The following is a 17,221-nucleotide window of genomic DNA, read 5'->3' on the forward strand; positions in this document are numbered from 1 at the left end:
TGCCAATTTTTGGCTAAATGCTTTTCTTTCAAATAAATACCAAGAGGTAGTCGCATGTTAAACAGCTTACGCTCTGGAAATCGTCTTAGAGTTAATTATTCTGATATAGCTAGTGAGATTGATGTTCCAAATTTATTAAAATTACAAAAAACAAGTTTTAGTTATTTCTTAGATTTAAATGCAAAAACTGCTGGTAGCGGTCTTGAAAAAGTTTTTAAATCGATATTTCCAATTCACGATCCACAAAATAGACTCACATTAGAGTATGTTGGTAGTGAGCTTGGCAAACCAAAATATACAGTTAAAGAGTGCATTCAAAGAGGTCTTACATATTGTGTAAATCTCAAAATGAAAATTAGACTTATATTACATGAAAAAGATGAAAAAACCGGTGAGAAAATCGGTATAAAAGATATAAAAGAACAAGATATTTATATCCACGATATTCCTCTTATGACAGATAGAATATCATTTATAATAAATGGCGTTGAAAGGGTTGTTGTAAATCAACTTCATAGAAGCCCAGGCGTTATTTTTAAAGAAGAAGAAAGTCCAACTGTTGTAAATAAACTTATTTATACTGCACAAATTATACCAGATAGAGGCAGTTGGTTATATTTTGAATATGATGCAAAAGATGTATTGTATGTTAGGATAAATAAAAGAAGAAAAGTTCCAATTACTATACTTTTTAGGGCTTTAGGATACACAAAACATGATATTATAAAACTTTTTTATCCTATAAAAACAATTTATATTAAAAATAATAAATTTCTAACAGATTTTGATCCAAATGATTATTTAAATAGAGTTGAATACGATATAAAAGATGAAAAAGGTAATGTTGTTCATAGTGCTGGTAAGCGTCTTACAAAGAAAAAAGCTGAAAAAATGCTTGAAGATGGTTTAAAGATGGTAGAATATCCAGCTGATATTTTGATAGATAGATATCTTTCATCTCCTATTATTGATAGCCAGAGCGGAGAAGTTATATACGATATACTTTCTCAACTTGATGAAAATAAATTAGCCAAAATTCTTGAAACACAAACAAGTATTCAAATAGCAAACGATAGAGCAAGTGGAGTTGATAACTCTATAATTAATTCCTTTATTCAAGATGCTGAGACTCTTAAGTTATTAAAGCAAACAGAAGGTATTGAAGATGAAAATGACCTTTCTGCTATAAGAATCTATAAAGTTATGAGACCAGGAGAGCCTGTTGTAAAAGAAGCTGCAAAAGCTTTTATGCATGATCTTTTCTTTAATCCTGAAAGATATGACCTAACAAAAGTAGGTCGAATGAAAATGAATCATAAACTAGGATTGGATGCACCTGAATATATCACAGTTTTAACAAGCGAAGATATTATAAAAACTGCAAAATATCTTATAAAAGTTAAAAATGGTCAAGGATATATAGATGATAGAGATCACTTAGGAAATAGACGCATTCGATCTATTGGAGAGCTTTTGGCAAATGAGATTCATTTAGGTTTTGTTAAAATGCAAAAAGCTATAAGAGATAAATTTACAGCAATTAGTGGCAATATAGAAGAAATTATGCCTTATGATTTAATTAATCCAAAAACTATAAGCACAACATTGCTTGAGTTTTTTACAAGCGGGCAGCTTAGTCAGTTTATGGATCAAACAAACCCACTTAGCGAAGTTACGCACAAAAGAAGACTTTCTGCACTTGGTGAGGGTGGTTTAGTAAAAGAAAGAGCCGGATTTGAAGTTAGAGATGTTCATCCAACTCATTACGGCAGAATTTGCCCTATTGAAACTCCAGAAGGTCAAAATATCGGTCTTATAAATACGCTTTCTACTTATGCAAAAGTAAATGACCTTGGTTTTGTTGAAGCACCTTATAGAAAAGTTGTAGATGGAAAAGTCACTAATGATATAGTTTATCTTACTGCAACTCAAGAAGAAGGGCTTGTTATAGCTCCTGCATCAGCAAAACTTGATGATAAAGGAAATATTGTAGATGAAATTCTAGAAGTTAGAAAAGATGGAGAGACTATTCTTGCTAAAAGAGAAGAAGTAAGCTTAATAGATCTTTGTTCTGGCATGATTGCAGGCGTTGCAGCTTCTCTTATTCCATTCTTAGAACACGATGATGCTAACCGTGCACTTATGGGTTCAAACATGCAGCGTCAAGCTGTTCCACTACTAAAAACTACAGCTCCTCTTGTTGGAACTGGAATGGAAGCAATTATTGCAAGAGATTCTTGGGAGTCTATAAAAGCTAAGCGTTCTGGTATAGTAGAAAAAGTTGATAGTAAAAATATATTTATTTTAGGTGAAGATGAAGATGGTCCTTATATTGATCATTATTCTTTAGAAAAAAATTTAAGAACCAATCAAAATACAACTTTTGGAGAATATCCTATAGTAAAAAAAGGTGAGTTTGTTGAAGCAAATCAAATAATTGCTGATGGTCCTAGTATGGAAAAAGGTGAACTTGCTTTAGGAAAAAATGCACTTATAGCTTTTATGCCTTGGAACGGATATAACTATGAAGATGCCGTTGTTATGAGCGAAGGCATGATTAGAAAAGATGCATTTACAAGTGTTCATATTTATGAAAAAGAGATAGAAGCTAGGGAACTAAAAGATGGTGTTGAAGAGATAACAAAAGATATACCAAATGTAAAAGAAGAGGATTTAATTCATCTTGATGAAAGTGGTATTGTAAAAATAGGAACTCAAGTAACTCCTGGTATGATTTTAGTTGGAAAAGTTAGTCCAAAAGGAGAAGTTAAGCCAACTCCTGAAGAGAGATTATTAAGAGCTATATTTGGCGAAAAAGCTGGACATGTTGTTAATAAATCGCTTTATGCTGGTGCTTCTATGGAAGGCGTTGTAGTAGATGTTAAGATATTTACTAAAAAAGGTTATGAAAAAGATAATAGAACTTTAAAAGCATATGAAGATGAAAAATCTGTATTAGAAAAAGAACACCATGACAGGCTTTTGATGCTTGATAGAGAAGAGATGTTAAAAGTTACAAGTTTGCTTTCTAAAAAACCTTTAAATCAAGATCAAATTATTGGAGATGTTGAGTATAAAAAAGGTTCTTTTGTTCCTGTAGATGTTTTAGAATCTATGAATAGATTTACTCTTAATTCTTTTGTAAAAAGCTTTGCTAAAAATATACAAAAGCAGTATGATGATTTAAAAAATTATTTTCAAAATGAGAAAAGGAAATTTAAAGAAGATCATGATGAAAAGCTTGAAATTTTAGAAAAAGATGATATTTTGCCAAGCGGAGTTGTTAAGCTTGTAAAAGTTTATATCGCTACAAAAAGAAAGCTTAAAGTTGGTGATAAAATGGCAGGACGCCACGGAAATAAAGGTATTGTTTCAAATATAGTTCCTGAGGTCGATATGCCTTATCTCCCAAATGGTAGACCAGTTGATATAGTATTAAATCCGCTTGGTGTTCCAAGTCGTATGAATATAGGTCAAATTTTAGAATGCCATTTAGGCTTGGTTGGATGGAAACTTGGTGAGCAAATAGAGAAAATTTTAGAAGAAAAAACAGGCGAGTGGCTAAAAGACTTGAGAAAAAGAATGATTGAAATTGCATCTTTATCAAGATTAACAGATGCTAAAAAACTTCTAAAAGATATGAGTGATGAAGATCTTCTTAAATATGCAAGAGATTGGTCAAAAGGCGTTAAATTTGCAACTCATATATTTGATGGTGTAAATGTGGATGATTTTGTAAAACTTTTTGAAATGGCTGGTATTGATCCTGATGGTAAGACTATACTTTATGATGGAAGAACAGGTAGTAGGATAAACGAAAGAGTTCATGTTGGTTGTATGTATTATCTTAAACTTCACCATCTTGTTGATGAAAAAGTTCACGCAAGAAGCACTGGTCCATACTCTCTTGTTACTCAACAACCAGTTGGTGGCAAGGCACTGTTTGGTGGACAAAGATTTGGAGAAATGGAAGTTTGGGCATTAGAGGCTTATGGCGCTGCTTATACTCTAAGAGAAATGCTAACTATAAAATCTGATGATGTTGATGGAAGATTAGAGGCTTATAAGGCTATAACAAGAGGAGAAAATGTCCCAGTTACGGGTATACCTGAAACATTTTTTGTTTTGACAAATGAACTTAAGTCATTGGCACTTGATGTTGAAATTTTTGATGAGGTAGATGAAGATGAGTGAGTTAAGACCTATAGATATTAAAGAAGAAGATAGACCAAAGGATTTTAAAGCATTTCAACTTATGCTTGCAAGTCCTGAAAAGATAAAATCTTGGAGTCATGGCGAAGTTAAAAAACCAGAAACTATAAACTACCGAACACTAAAACCAGAAAGAGATGGTCTTTTTTGTGCTAAAATTTTTGGTCCAGTAAGAGATTATGAATGTCTTTGTGGTAAGTATAAAAAAATGCGTTATAAAGGCATTAAATGTGAAAAATGTGGTGTTGAAGTAACTACATCTAAAGTTAGAAGATCTAGAATGGGCCATATTGAACTTGTTACTCCAGTTGCTCACATTTGGTATGTAAATTCTCTTCCAAGTAGAATAGGAACTTTGCTTGGCATAAAAATGAAAGATTTAGAAAGAGTACTTTACTATGAGGCATATATAGTAGAAACTCCTGGTAATGCGTATTATGATAATGAAAATACAAAAAAAGTAGAACAATATCATGTATTAAATGAAGAGCAATATCAATCTTTACTTGATAGATACTCAGATAGCGGTTTTAAAGCTAGAATGGGTGGAGAGGTCATTAGAGATCTTTTAAGTAGTTTGGATTTAATAGATATTCATAATAATTTAAAAGAAGAGTATGCATCTACTAACTCAGAAGCTAAGAAAAAAACTTTAGTAAAAAGACTTAAAGTCATAGAGTCATTTTTAGAAAGTGGAAATCGTCCTGAGTGGATGATGATAACTAATTTGCCAGTTCTTCCGCCAGATCTTAGACCCCTAGTTGGTTTAGATGGTGGTAAATTTGCAGTTTCTGATGTAAATGATCTTTATAGAAGAGTAATAAATAGAAATAGTCGTTTAAAAAGACTTATGGAACTTGATGCTCCTGAGATTATTGTTAGAAATGAAAAAAGAATGCTTCAAGAAGCTGTTGATGCACTTTTTGATAATGGCAGAAGAGCAAATGCTGTAAAAGGAGCAAATAAGCGTCCTCTTAAATCTCTAAGTGAGATTATTAAGGGTAAACAAGGTCGTTTTAGACAAAATCTTCTTGGAAAAAGAGTTGATTTTTCAGGTCGTAGCGTTATTGTTGTTGGTCCAAATTTAAGAATGGATCAATGTGGTTTACCAAAAACAATGGCTTTAGAGCTATTTAAACCACATCTCATAGCAAGACTTCAAGAAAAAGGTTACGCTACAACAGTTAAACAAGCTAAAAAAATGATAGATGATAAGAACAATGAAGTTTGGGAGTGCTTAGAAGAGGTTGTTAAAGATCATCCTGTTATGTTAAACCGTGCTCCTACGCTTCATAAACTTTCTATTCAAGCATTTCATCCAGTTCTTGTAGATGGTAAAGCTATTAAGCTTCATCCATTGGTTTGTTCTGCATTTAATGCTGACTTTGATGGTGACCAAATGGCTATACATGTACCTCTTTCGCAAGAAGCCATTGCAGAATGTAAGATAATGATGCTAAGCTCAATGAATATTTTGCTTCCTGCAAGTGGTAAAGCTGTTGCCGTTCCATCTCAAGATATGGTTTTAGGAATTTATTATCTTTCTTTGATTAAAGATGGCGCACTTGGAGAGAATAAAATTTTTGGAAATGTTGATGAGGTAAGACTTGCTGTTGAATATGGTTACCTTGATCATCATGCAAAATTAAAAACTATCATAGATGGCAAGACTATATTTACAACAGCTGGAAGGCTCATTATAAAATCAATCATTCCTGATTTTGTTCCAGATGATATGTGGAACAAAATTATGAAAAAGAAAGATATTGCAAATTTGGTTGATTATGTTTATAAAAATGGTGGATTTGAAGTAAGTGCACGATTTCTTGATGCTCTTAAAGATCTTGGTTTTAGATATGCAACAAAAGCTGGAATTTCAATATCAGTTGATGATATCATTGTTCCGCAAAGTAAAGAAAAATATATTCAAGATGCAAAAAATCAAGTTAAAGAGATACAAAATCAATATGGTGCAGGACTATTAACAGATTCTGAAAGATATAATAAAATAGTTGATATATGGACCGATGCTAGTAATAAAGTCGCAAATGAGATGATGAAACTAGTTAAAGAAGATAAAAATGGTTTTAACTCTATTTATATGATGGCAGATAGCGGTGCTAGAGGTAGTACAGCTCAAATTAGGCAGCTTGCTGGTATGCGTGGTCTTATGACAAAGCCAGATGGAAGTATTATTGAAACACCTATTATCTCAAATTTCCGTGAAGGACTAAATGTTTTAGAATATTTTATCTCAACTCATGGTGCTAGAAAAGGTCTTGCAGATACTGCGTTAAAAACAGCAAATGCTGGTTATCTTACAAGAAAACTTATAGATGTTGGTCAAAATGTAAAAGTGACTATGCATGATTGTGGAACTCACGAAGGCGTAGAAATAACTGAGATTACTGAAAATGGTGAGTTAATAGAAAGTCTAGAAGAGAGAATTTTAGGAAGAGTCGTAAGTGCCGATGTTATAGATCCTATAACAAATGAGATTTTATTTAGCGAAGGAACTCTTATAGATGAAGAAAAAGCAAGAGAGATAGTTGATGCTGGTATAAAATCAGTAAGCATTAGAACTCCTGTAACATGCAAGGCTAAAAAAGGCGTATGTGCTAAATGTTATGGTGTAAATCTTGCTGAAGGTAAACTTGTCAAGCCTGGTGAAGCAGTTGGTATTATATCAGCTCAATCAATTGGTGAACCAGGAACTCAGCTGACACTAAGAACATTCCATATCGGTGGAACTGCTTCTGCTGGGCAACAAGCTAGAAAAATTGAAGCTAGTAAAGAAGGCTTTATAAGATATTATAATGTTCAGACTTATGAAAACAACAAAAAACAAATTGTTGCAAACAGAAGAAATGCTGCCGTTCTTTTGGTTGAGCCTAAAATAAAAGCAGCATTTGATGGTATTATAGATATTGATATGGCGCATGATGATGTTAGTATTATTGTAAAAGGCAAAAAAGAAGAGGTAAAATATACTCTTAGAAAACAAGATATTGCCAAACCAAACGAGCTTGCTGGAGTTAGCGGAAAAGTTGAGGGTAAATTTTATATATCATATAAAGCAGGTGATAGCGTAAAAGAAAATGAGAGTATAGTTGAGGTTATAAAAGAGGGCTATAATATACCTAATCGTATTCCTTATGCAAGTGAGCTTATGGTTAAAGATGGTGAACCTGTAACACAAAAGATTATTTCTGGTGCTAGTGGTATACTTAAATTTTATATTTTAAATGGCGATTATTTGCAAAGAAAAAAAGATATTAAAAAAGGACATCTTGTAAATGAAAAAGGTCTTTTTGTTGTTGTTGCAGATGAAGATGACAGAGAAGCAATAAGACATTATATACCAAGAGAGTCTATAATAGAATTTGACGATAGCTCTACTGTGGATGCAAAAAGTATCATAGCTAAACCTAAAAAAGAAGAGAAAACAGTTATAGCTCAATGGGATCCATATTCAAATCCTGTTATATCAGAAGCTGATGGTAAGGTATCTTTTGAACAAATTGAACCAGATAGAAGCGTTACAGCACAATACGATGAGACAACAGGGCAAACCCGTCTTGTTATAAATGAGTATTTGCCAAGTGGTATAAAACCAACCATAATTGTTACAACAAGCGATGGTAAAATGCTTAAATACCCACTTGAGCCAAAAACAGCTATTTTTGTTGATGAGGGCACAATTGTAAAACAAGCAGATACGCTTGCAAAAACACCTAAAGCTATAGCAAAATCTGAAGATATCACAGGAGGTCTTCCTAGAGTTAGTGAGCTGTTTGAGGCAAGAAGACCTAAAAATGCTGCAATTATTGCAGATATTGACGGTATAATAAGATTTGATAAACCTCTTAGATCAAAAGAGAAAATCATTATAGAGGGCACAGACGGTAGAATTCATCAATATCTTGTAGATAAAGATAGAAAAATTCAAGTTAGAGATGGTGAGTTTGTTCATGCTGGAGAAAAGATTACAGATGGCGTTATAAGTAGTCATGATGTTCTTAAAATTTTAGGCGAAAAAGCACTTCATTATTATTTGATTAGCGAAATTCAACAAGTTTATCGCTCTCAAGGTGTTGCGATAGCTGATAAACATATAGAAATCATAGTCTCACAAATGCTAAGGCAAGTTAAGATTGTAGATAGTGGAGATACAAATTTTATAGTTGGCGATTTGATAAGTAAAAGAAAATTCCGTGAGGAAAATGCTAGAATTATGAAAATAGGTGGTGAGCCTGCTTTAGCAGAGCCAGTGCTTCTTGGTGTTACAAGAGCAGCTATTGGAAGCGATAGTGTTATATCAGCTGCTTCATTCCAAGAAACAACCAAAGTTTTAACAGAAGCTAGCATTGCTGGTAAATTTGATTATTTAGAAGATTTAAAAGAAAATGTTATTATCGGTCGCATGATTCCTGTTGGAACAGGTTTTAATCAAGATAAAAAATTAAAACTTATATATCCAAAAGATAAAGAGTAGCACAAACAAAGGAGAGAAATTTTCTTTCCTCTGTTTAATTTTATAAATTTATACTCATTAAAAAGGAGAAAATAAATGGCGTATTCTATGGGAGATTTAAAAAAGGGTCTAAAGATAGAATTAGAAGGTGTTCCTTATAAAATTGTAGAGTATCAGCATGTAAAACCTGGCAAAGGAGCAGCTTTTGTTAGAGTAAAAATAAAATCATATATAGATGGTAGAGTTTTAGAAAAAACTTTTCATGCAGGTGATAAATGCGAAGCTCCAAATTTAGAAGATAAACAAATGCAATATCTTTATGATGATGGTGAGTTTTGTCAGTTTATGGATACTACTACTTACGAACAAATTTCAATTAGCGATGAAGAGGTTGGAGAGAACAAAAAATGGATGCTTGATGGTATGATGGTTGATGTTCTTTTTCATAATGGTAAGGCAATCGGACTTGAAGTTCCTCAGGTTGTTGAGTTAAAGATAATAGAAACTGCTCCAAATTTCCGTGGTGATACGCAAGGAAGCAATAAAAAACCAGCTACACTTGAAACTGGTGCAGTTGTGCAAATTCCTTTTCATGTATTAGAAGGTGAAGTTATCCGTGTTGATACAGTTAGGGGTGAATATATAGAAAGAGCAAATAAATAATTTTTATATTTTGTATCTGTTTTAAATTTAAAACAGATACAAATTTTAAATTTAAATCATCTTAATGAGTTCTAAAATTTCCCCATCATTAGGAAATCTCGGCTCATCCATATCTCTTTTTGAAAATATAATTTTTCCATCTACTTCAATTATGAAGTTACCGCCACTACCTGCTACAAGTTCTATCTTTGCATCATTATAGACGTTTTTTATTTCTTCTTCCACACGGGAAGCTTGTGGTCTATAAGATCAAGAATTACAATAAGTAATCTTTATATCCATTTTTTAACCTTTATTTTAAAATAAAAGTGCATTATAGTAGGTAAATTTAAATTTATTATAACATTGTATAATTACTGAAATTATATAAAGGAGTTTTTATGAAAATAGCAATTATCTTAGCAACAGGTTTTGAAGAAATTGAAGCTGTTAGCATTATAGATATTTTAAAAAGAGGCGGTATCGATTGTGTTAGTGTGGGATTAGATAGAAGAAAAGTTACTGGAGCTCATAATATTACCGTGTATGCAGATATTGTATTAGATGATTTGGTTGTAAGTGAGTATGAAATGGCTATTTTGCCAGGAGGATTACCTGGGGCAGATAATCTTGCAAACAGTCATAAGCTTTGCGAAATATTACAATCTTTTGATGCTAACAATAAACATATTGGTGCTATTTGTGCTGCTCCGTTTGTGCTTGCTAAATTTGATTTAATTAAAAACTCATACACTTGTTACCCTGGTTTTGAGAAAAATGTGAATAAAAGTGGTTATATATCAAATCAAAATGTAGTTCGCGATCACAATATAATGACTTCTAGAGGTCCTGCAACAGCTATGGAATTTGGATTAGAAATTTTAAGAGAATTAAAAGGCGAAAAGGTATATTTAGATGTTAAAAATGGATTACTTTTTGAGTAAATTTTACTTAAATTATAACAAAATTTAAAATTTATTAAATATTTTTTAAAATCTTACTCAAAATATGTATATTTTTGATATAATGCTTTATCCAAATTTAATTTGGAAAATAAAGCAAGGAACGTGTTCAGTGAATATTTATGTTGGTAATTTGTCATATCGTATGACAGAAGCAGAGCTAAGGTCTACTTTTGAGGCTTATGGATCAGTAAGTCGTGCAAAAATAGTAAAAGATAGAGAAACAAATCGCTCAAAAGGATTTGGTTTTGTTGAAATGGAAAATGTAAGCGAAGGCTCAAAAGCTATCGAGGCTCTAAATGATACAGAAGTAGGTGGTAGAAAACTCAGAGTTAATGAGGCTAGACCAAAAGATTAGTAAAAGGAGTTGCTTGACTCCTTTTACTAAGTATTATTAAATTTAGATTTCTACATTAAATTTTAAAAATAAACTATATGAATTTTAATAGATATTTTGTAAATCTTTTTGATATCATTATAACAACTTCAGGCTTGTCATCACTATAGCAAGTTTTCTATCTTATATAGAATTTACTTTATCTTTTAAATTTTAATTCATAACTTTCTTAAATTTAATTTTTTTGAACTCATAAATGTTGTAGTTGAAAAATAATATTTTTTGATATCAAATTTAAGTATTTATAAAAAATATTTATATTGCATTCATACTTTTTTAAAGCAGTAAAAATCAGTTTTTGTATCTATTAAAAATATTTGTTTAAGCATATAAAAGCAGATACAAATTTATCTAAATTTAAACTAAAAGTAGTCGCAAGAGAGTATATAAAATTTTTAAAAATATAAACTAATATTAAATTTATTTTTTATGTAATTATGTTACAATTTGTTACAAATAAATATTTTTTAATCTAAATTTATAGTTGTAGTTAATATTTTATAAACAAGGTTTTATCGTCCCCCCCCCAGTTATACTAGTGCAAATTTTTAGAACCAAAATATAAAAAATAAATATAATAATTAAAGTATTTTTTGTTAGAATGATACTTGTAAAGAATTTTTATAGCTTTATAAATTTATTATTAGGAGTAAATAATGAAAAGTTTTAGAAAAACTTTAAGTTCAGCACTTGTTGCTGCAATGTTGTTAAGTGTTGGTTCAACATCGGTTTTTGCTATGGGTGGACCAAGTGGTGCTAAGATAGATTGGCAAGTTCAAGGCGAGATAGGTGCTGTAAAAATTAATCCATATGGATATTCTCCACTTACTGCGGTTATACAAAATGGCGGTTATGTTTTAAAAGACGCTAGTGTTGAGATAGTGCCAAAAGATGGTGGTAGAAAAATATCTTATAAAATAGATGATAATAAATTAAAACTATATGGTGGAATTCCTGTTTGGGGACTTTATGCTGATCATATGAATGAAGTAAAAGTTAAATATTCTAAAAAAATTCCAGGTAAACAAGAATGGCAAAATGTAAGCGAACAATACAAGATTCCAACAGCTCCAGTTATGCTTCCGACTTCTGGACTTCTTGGACATACAAAAGTTCCAGTTGGATCAATTAAAGTTGAAAAAGTTGAGAAAGGTTTTGAAGATAGGCTTTATCTTGTGAATAATGTTACAGGAAAATCACCTGCAAATAGTTCACAAATAGTATGGAATAACCCAGCTGGCGGTGCAATGGAGTGGAACTATGGATCAAATGCTTTTATAATAGATACTGCAGGAGATGTTAGATGGTATTTTGATTCATCTAAATTAATCAGCTTTACAGATTTTATGCATACTGGTATTATGATGGGATTTCAACAAGGTAAAGATGGTGCTTTAACTTGGGGTTATGGACAAAGATATGTAAAATACGATCTTATGGGTAGAGAGGTATTTAATAGAGCTCTTCCTCTGGGTTATATAGATTTTTCGCATTCATTTGATCAGGCACAAAATGGTAATTATTTGCTAAGAGTTGCATCTGCAAATACAAAAAGACCAGATGGAAATAATGTAAGAACCGTAAGAGATGTTATTGTTGAAGTATCTCCAAATGGTGAAGTAGTAGATGATTGGAGACTTTTTGAGATTTTAGATCCATATAGAAGTGATGCTATTTTGGTTTTAGATCAAGGTGCTGTTTGTTTAAATATAGATGCTAGTGCCGCAGGACACACTATGAGTGAAGAAGAACTTGCTAAACTTGATTCAGAAGGTGCGTTTGGAGATATAGCCGGAACAGGTACTGGTAGAAACTGGGTGCATGTAAATAGCGTAGATTATGATTCAAATGATGATAGTATTGTTATTTCAAGTCGTCATCAAAATGCAGTTATTAAAATCGGTAGAGATAAAGAAGTAAAATGGATTATAGGTGCTCACAAGGGTTGGAAAGATAAATTTAAAGATAAATTACTTCAACCTGTAGACAGCAAAGGTAATAAAATAGTTTGTGAAAATGATTATTCAAAATGTCCTGGATATGAGAATGAAAAAGGTGGGTTTGACTGGACTTGGACTCAACACACTGCATTTATAATTGATTCTAAAACAAATAAAAATGTTGTATATTTGACAGTTTTTGATAATGGAGATAGTCGTGGTATGGAACAACCTGCACTTGCTTCTATGAAATATAGTAGAGCAGTAGTTTATAAAGTTGATCAAAAGAAAATGACTGTTGAGCAAGTTTGGGAATATGGAAAACAAAGAGGAAATTCATGGTATAGTCCAGTTACAAGCTTGACAAAATATATGGATGATAAAAATTCTATTATGGTATATTCAGCAACAGCTGGAATGGGTTATGATTTGGCAGCAGGAAAAGTTTTAGGTGTAGCAACTCCTGAAATTGATGAATTTAAATGGGGCTCTAAAGAACCTAGTGTTATGATTAAATTTACAGGTGTTGGAAATGGATATCAAGCTATGCCAATTAGTATAGACAAAGCTTTTGCTCCTAAAAAATAAATAATTATTTCTCCTTGAATTTATTCAAGGAGAAATTAATTCTAGTAACTTTTTATCATCTTGTGGTTTGTATAGGTGCTTTGTATTTTTTAAGGAATATAATAAATAATTTGTTAGTAATATTTTTTAATACTATAATAAAAATAAAATATATATCATTGTAATATACAAATTCACTTTCTAACTTTATATTTTAGATATATTAATTTTTAAATTTTGATATAAATTTTTAAATAAAAACAATCAAATGTATTTTATTTATTAAATGTTTTAAAAGCATAAAATTGATAAAATCACAATTTTAATTAAAATAAGGATGATATATGAAAAATGTTCTTAGTATAGCCGGTGTTGATCCAAGCGGTGGTGCTGGAATTATAGCTGATTTAAAGGTTTTTATAGCTCATGATGTTTTTGCTATGGGGGTTGTAACTGCTACTACAGCTCAAAACACACAAGGTCTTTTTGGTATGCAATTAATCGATACTAAAACGATAGAAGATGGCATAAAAAGAATTTTTGATGATATAAGGGTAGATGCTATAAAAATAGGCGTAGTTCCAAGCGTTGAGATTATAAAAACAGTTGCAAATACTCTAAAAAGCATTCCAAATTTACCACCTGTTGTACTTGATCCTGTTATGAGTTGCAAAAACGGAGATATTTGGTTAGAAGAAAATTCCCAAAAAACTCTTGTAAGTGAGCTTTTTCCAATATCTTATGTAATAACTCCAAATTTATATGAAGCACAACAAATTTTACAAACCAAACTTTCTAGTGAAGATGATTTTAAAGAAGCTTGTATAAATTTAACTAAATTTGGTGCAAAAAATATTTATCTAAAAGCTGGTAATGTAAATGGCATTTCTTTAGATGTTTTCTATGATGGAAAAGATTTTGAATTGTTAAAAACACCTAGAATAAACTCAAATCATACTCACGGAACAGGATGTTCTCTCTCAAGCGCTATTGCTGCAAATTTAGCAAATGGTGAAAGTGTAAAAAATGCTTGTAAAAAAGCAAAAGAATACATAACTGGTGCTATTTCTCATCCTGCTATGATAGGATCAGGTTGTAATCCTATAGATCATTTTTATAAAAACCATATATAAAAATAATAAGGTAAATTTAGACATCACAAACGCCGAAATTTGCCTTATTCATAATTTCGTATAATATATAAATTATTAATCCTAATGCAATAAGAATCAAAATACCATAAACATAAGTTTTAGCTATATAAGCTTCTTTATTTTTCCTTAGTCTATTTCTTTGCTTTATAAGTTCTTCTATCTGAGCATCTTTTTTCTTACTTAATTCTTTTAGTTAATTTATGGATTTTTCTATGGAATCTAACTTGTCTTCTTGTGTCATACAAACTCCCTTTAATTATTTTAAATACTATTTTTAGAAAATTTTTTTATAGTGCTTTGATTTACCGGAACATTTATCATATTTAAATTTGCATATCTTAAATCCTCTATAGTATAAAACGCCCAAGGGTTATTTTCTTTTATTAAAGGAAGTATATTATCTATTTCACAGCGTTTTATAACAACAAAAAGTATATTTATATCACCCTCATTTCCGTTTGCATTTATCATACTTACACTATATCCGCTATTTCTTAGCATTTTTGCTAAATTTACTGCTTTTATTTTTGGTATTATCCTAACTACAACATGCCCGAGTGCTAATTTTTCTTCAAGCAGTATGCCAAAAAGATTACCAAGTGCAAAACCAAGAGCATACGCTATATAGTTTTGCCATCCATCAAGGTGAGCCATAACTTGAGTGATTGCTATAAGCCATATTAAAATTTCAAAAAATCCTAAAATAGGTGCTATTATCTTTTTACCTTTTGAAACAAGGATAATTCTTATAGTTCCAAGAGTAACATCTATAATTCTTGCCAAGCATATTAAAATAGGTATCCCAATATATCTAAAAAAATCACTTTGTAAAAATTCACTCATATAAACGCCTTTTATTTTTTATGATTTTACCAAATAAACAAAAAGTTTACAAATAATTATATTGGTTAATTTTAAGTAGTTGTATCAAAAGAAAATTAAATTTTTAGCAGCACCTTGAAGGTGCCACTAAATTCTGTTAGTTAAAAGGTTTTTTATAATCAATTACTAATGCTCTATAGCCGATTATATTTCCGCCAACCATTTTGATTTCTAATTCTGGTGTTTTTGTGCCATATTTAAACTCATGGAGATATGGAGCAAGTTCTGCTGTGCCGTTTCTAAATGCAACTAAATCCCCCATTCCAGCAGTAGCACTATAAACCATCATAGTATCTGTTTTAGGTATATATTCTGTTACTGAGGTTATTGGGCTATACCACTCAAGTCCTCTTTCTTTACCAAATTCCCAAACTTGTTTAACAGTCATATTTTTTTCATCAACTTCATATTCAACAGCACGGATGTATTTCATACTAACCATTGCAGGTTGCTCCATTCCGCGGCTATCTCCATTATCAAAAGTGCTTATATGTCTTATATGACCTTTTGATTTTTCTGGTATAACATAAGCCGTATGTTGTGTCCATGAGTAGTCAAATCCACCTTTTTGGCTTAAATATCCAGGGCAATGTGAACCTTGTGCTTCACAAACTATCTTTTTACCTTTTTCATCAATTGGGGTTAGAATATATTTTTTATATTCATCACTCCATCCCTCAGGCGAACTTAAAATCCATTTTATTTTTTTATCTCTACCTATTTTTATTACAGCACTTTGGTGACGACTTGAAATAATGATACTATCATCATATGAATCATAATTAACGCTATTTACATGAGCCCAGTTTCTACCAGGTCCAACACCTGCAACATCTCCAAATGGCATATTGTCGCTCTCTAGCTCTTCTTTTGAGACCGTTTGCCCAGCTTTACTAGCATCTACATTCAAGCAAACTGCACCTTGATCCATTGCTAGGATATTGTTATCTCTATACGGATCTAAGATTTCACTTAAATTCCATTCATCTATAACATTTCCTTCTTTATCAAGTTCAACTATCACATCTCTAACAGTTCTTACATTTTTGCCGTCTTTGCGTTTCATATCTGAATCAGCAACACGCAATAAATATGTTCCTTTGCTTGTTTCTTCTGCATGGTGTGAAAAATCAATGTATGAACGAGGAAGCATTCTATCAAAAATTTTTCTACCCATTAAGTCATATTTTTTGTAAGTTTGACCCATACCCCAGAGTAAATTTCCATCTGATGTTTGATCAAAGCCCATCATATTGCCTTTTTTTCTTATATCATAAGGATCTCTAAATTTACTAACATCTAGTTGCCATCTAATGTCTCCATTTGTATCAATCATCCATACATAACTTTCATAATCCCATTCTAAGGCACCTCCAGCAGGGTGGTTCCAAACAACTTGACTTGCATTTGGCAAAATTGAACTTAAATGATTCATTAGATATAAATTATTTTTAACTTTAGGCGAAGCAGGTACTATACTTCGGCTTTTGGTAAAAAGTTTTTTATGCAGTTCCTGAGCCATAAGTTGTAATCGGTGGCGCATAAATAGAATATGTTTCGTTTATTTTTTGAGATTTTGCATTTTTACTGCTTGGCTTAAATCTTATGTAACTAACTTCAACTGTATTTATAAAATCTGGATAAAGTCCAAAAATAGGAATTCCTGCATATTGCATAAGTTTTGTATCTGATACATCGTATTGTATATCAATGCCTTTACTACCTTTTCCTTTAACCGTAACTTTAGCGTCTTTTATGTGATATCCGCCATCATTAATTATTGCAGTAAGTGGTGCTGTTCCATAAGGATTCATCACAACTGCACCGATTTTGCCAATTGCATTATATGTCTTTGGACCGTTGCTCCGCCAGCTGCGTAAATATCAGCAGGTGTTATGCATACTAGCAATCCTGCAACTAAGATTGATAAAGAAATCTTTGATTTCATATTGCATCTCCTTTTATAATATTTGTGTTATATTAATAAATTT

General features: G+C 31.4%; 9 protein-coding genes and 1 pseudogene. 7 read left to right on the top strand and 3 right to left on the bottom strand.

Translation table 11 applies throughout. The features are described 5' to 3' along the window. Positions 1-54: 54 nt before the first annotated feature. From rpoB to efp, 3 genes are all read left to right on the top strand, one after another. Positions 55-4,194, top strand: coding sequence for a DNA-directed RNA polymerase subunit beta (gene rpoB, locus CSPB_RS02230; protein WP_089192979.1), 4,140 nt, complete (start codon positions 55-57; stop codon positions 4,192-4,194). Continuing rightward, complete coding sequence (gene rpoC / locus CSPB_RS02235) at positions 4,187-8,707, top strand: DNA-directed RNA polymerase subunit beta' (protein ID WP_089192980.1); 4,521 nt, start codon at positions 4,187-4,189, stop codon at positions 8,705-8,707. Before rpoB ends, rpoC begins: the two co-directional genes overlap by 8 nt. Positions 8,708-8,782: 75 nt before the next feature. Further along, positions 8,783-9,349 (top strand): elongation factor P, encoded by a 567-nt coding sequence (gene efp / locus CSPB_RS02240; protein WP_089192981.1) that lies wholly within the window; start codon positions 8,783-8,785, stop codon positions 9,347-9,349. Between the two features lie 51 nt (positions 9,350-9,400). Here efp and CSPB_RS02245 read toward each other — a convergent pair whose 3' ends face one another. Further along, the gene (locus CSPB_RS02245) at positions 9,401-9,631 is read right to left on the bottom strand and encodes a SelT/SelW/SelH family (seleno)protein (protein WP_257789331.1); all 231 of its coding nucleotides are present in this window, start codon (positions 9,629-9,631) and stop codon (positions 9,401-9,403) included. A gap of 98 nt (positions 9,632-9,729) precedes the next feature. On the opposite strand from CSPB_RS02245, the gene CSPB_RS02250 reads away from it, so the two are divergent. The 4 genes from CSPB_RS02250 (at position 9,730) to thiD (ending at position 14,327) form a co-directional block, all read left to right on the top strand. Then, positions 9,730-10,272, top strand: a complete 543-nt coding sequence (locus CSPB_RS02250) for a DJ-1 family glyoxalase III (protein ID WP_089192983.1) — start codon at positions 9,730-9,732, stop codon at positions 10,270-10,272. 130 nt (positions 10,273-10,402) lie between these two features. After that, positions 10,403-10,648, top strand: a complete 246-nt coding sequence (locus CSPB_RS02255) for an RNA-binding regulator (RefSeq protein ID WP_033916490.1) — start codon at positions 10,403-10,405, stop codon at positions 10,646-10,648. Positions 10,649-11,343: 695 nt separating this feature from the next. Beyond that, positions 11,344-13,215: an aryl-sulfate sulfotransferase gene (locus CSPB_RS02260; RefSeq protein ID WP_193625310.1), complete on the top strand. Its 1,872-nt coding sequence runs from the start codon at positions 11,344-11,346 to the stop codon at positions 13,213-13,215. Positions 13,216-13,538: 323 nt separating this feature from the next. Beyond that, complete coding sequence (gene thiD / locus CSPB_RS02265; protein ID WP_089192984.1) at positions 13,539-14,327, top strand: bifunctional hydroxymethylpyrimidine kinase/phosphomethylpyrimidine kinase; 789 nt, start codon at positions 13,539-13,541, stop codon at positions 14,325-14,327. A 282-nt stretch (positions 14,328-14,609) separates the two neighbouring features. On the opposite strand, the gene CSPB_RS02270 is transcribed toward thiD, so the two are convergent. Both CSPB_RS02270 and CSPB_RS02275 read right to left on the bottom strand, forming a co-directional pair. Continuing rightward, positions 14,610-15,191: a DUF2179 domain-containing protein gene (locus tag CSPB_RS02270; RefSeq protein WP_089192985.1), complete on the bottom strand. Its 582-nt coding sequence runs from the start codon at positions 15,189-15,191 to the stop codon at positions 14,610-14,612. A gap of 136 nt (positions 15,192-15,327) precedes the next feature. Then, positions 15,328-17,178: pseudogene (locus tag CSPB_RS02275) on the bottom strand (aryl-sulfate sulfotransferase). Between the last annotated feature and the right edge of the window lie 43 nt (positions 17,179-17,221).

It is taken from the genome of Campylobacter sputorum (assembly GCF_002220775.1).
GTDB lineage: Bacteria > Campylobacterota > Campylobacteria > Campylobacterales > Campylobacteraceae > Campylobacter_F > Campylobacter_F bovis.

Coding starts and splice junctions, on each gene's coding strand:
- efp (WP_089192981.1), top strand. CDS start 8,783: ATGGCGTATTCTATGGGAGATTTAAAAAAGGGTCTAAAGATAGAATTA.
- thiD (WP_089192984.1), top strand. CDS start 13,539: ATGAAAAATGTTCTTAGTATAGCCGGTGTTGATCCAAGCGGTGGTGCT.
- CSPB_RS02260 (WP_193625310.1), top strand. CDS start 11,344: ATGAAAAGTTTTAGAAAAACTTTAAGTTCAGCACTTGTTGCTGCAATG.
- rpoB (WP_089192979.1), top strand. CDS start 55: ATGTTAAACAGCTTACGCTCTGGAAATCGTCTTAGAGTTAATTATTCT.
- CSPB_RS02250 (WP_089192983.1), top strand. CDS start 9,730: ATGAAAATAGCAATTATCTTAGCAACAGGTTTTGAAGAAATTGAAGCT.
- CSPB_RS02270 (WP_089192985.1), bottom strand. CDS start 15,191: ATGAGTGAATTTTTACAAAGTGATTTTTTTAGATATATTGGGATACCT.
- rpoC (WP_089192980.1), top strand. CDS start 4,187: ATGAGTGAGTTAAGACCTATAGATATTAAAGAAGAAGATAGACCAAAG.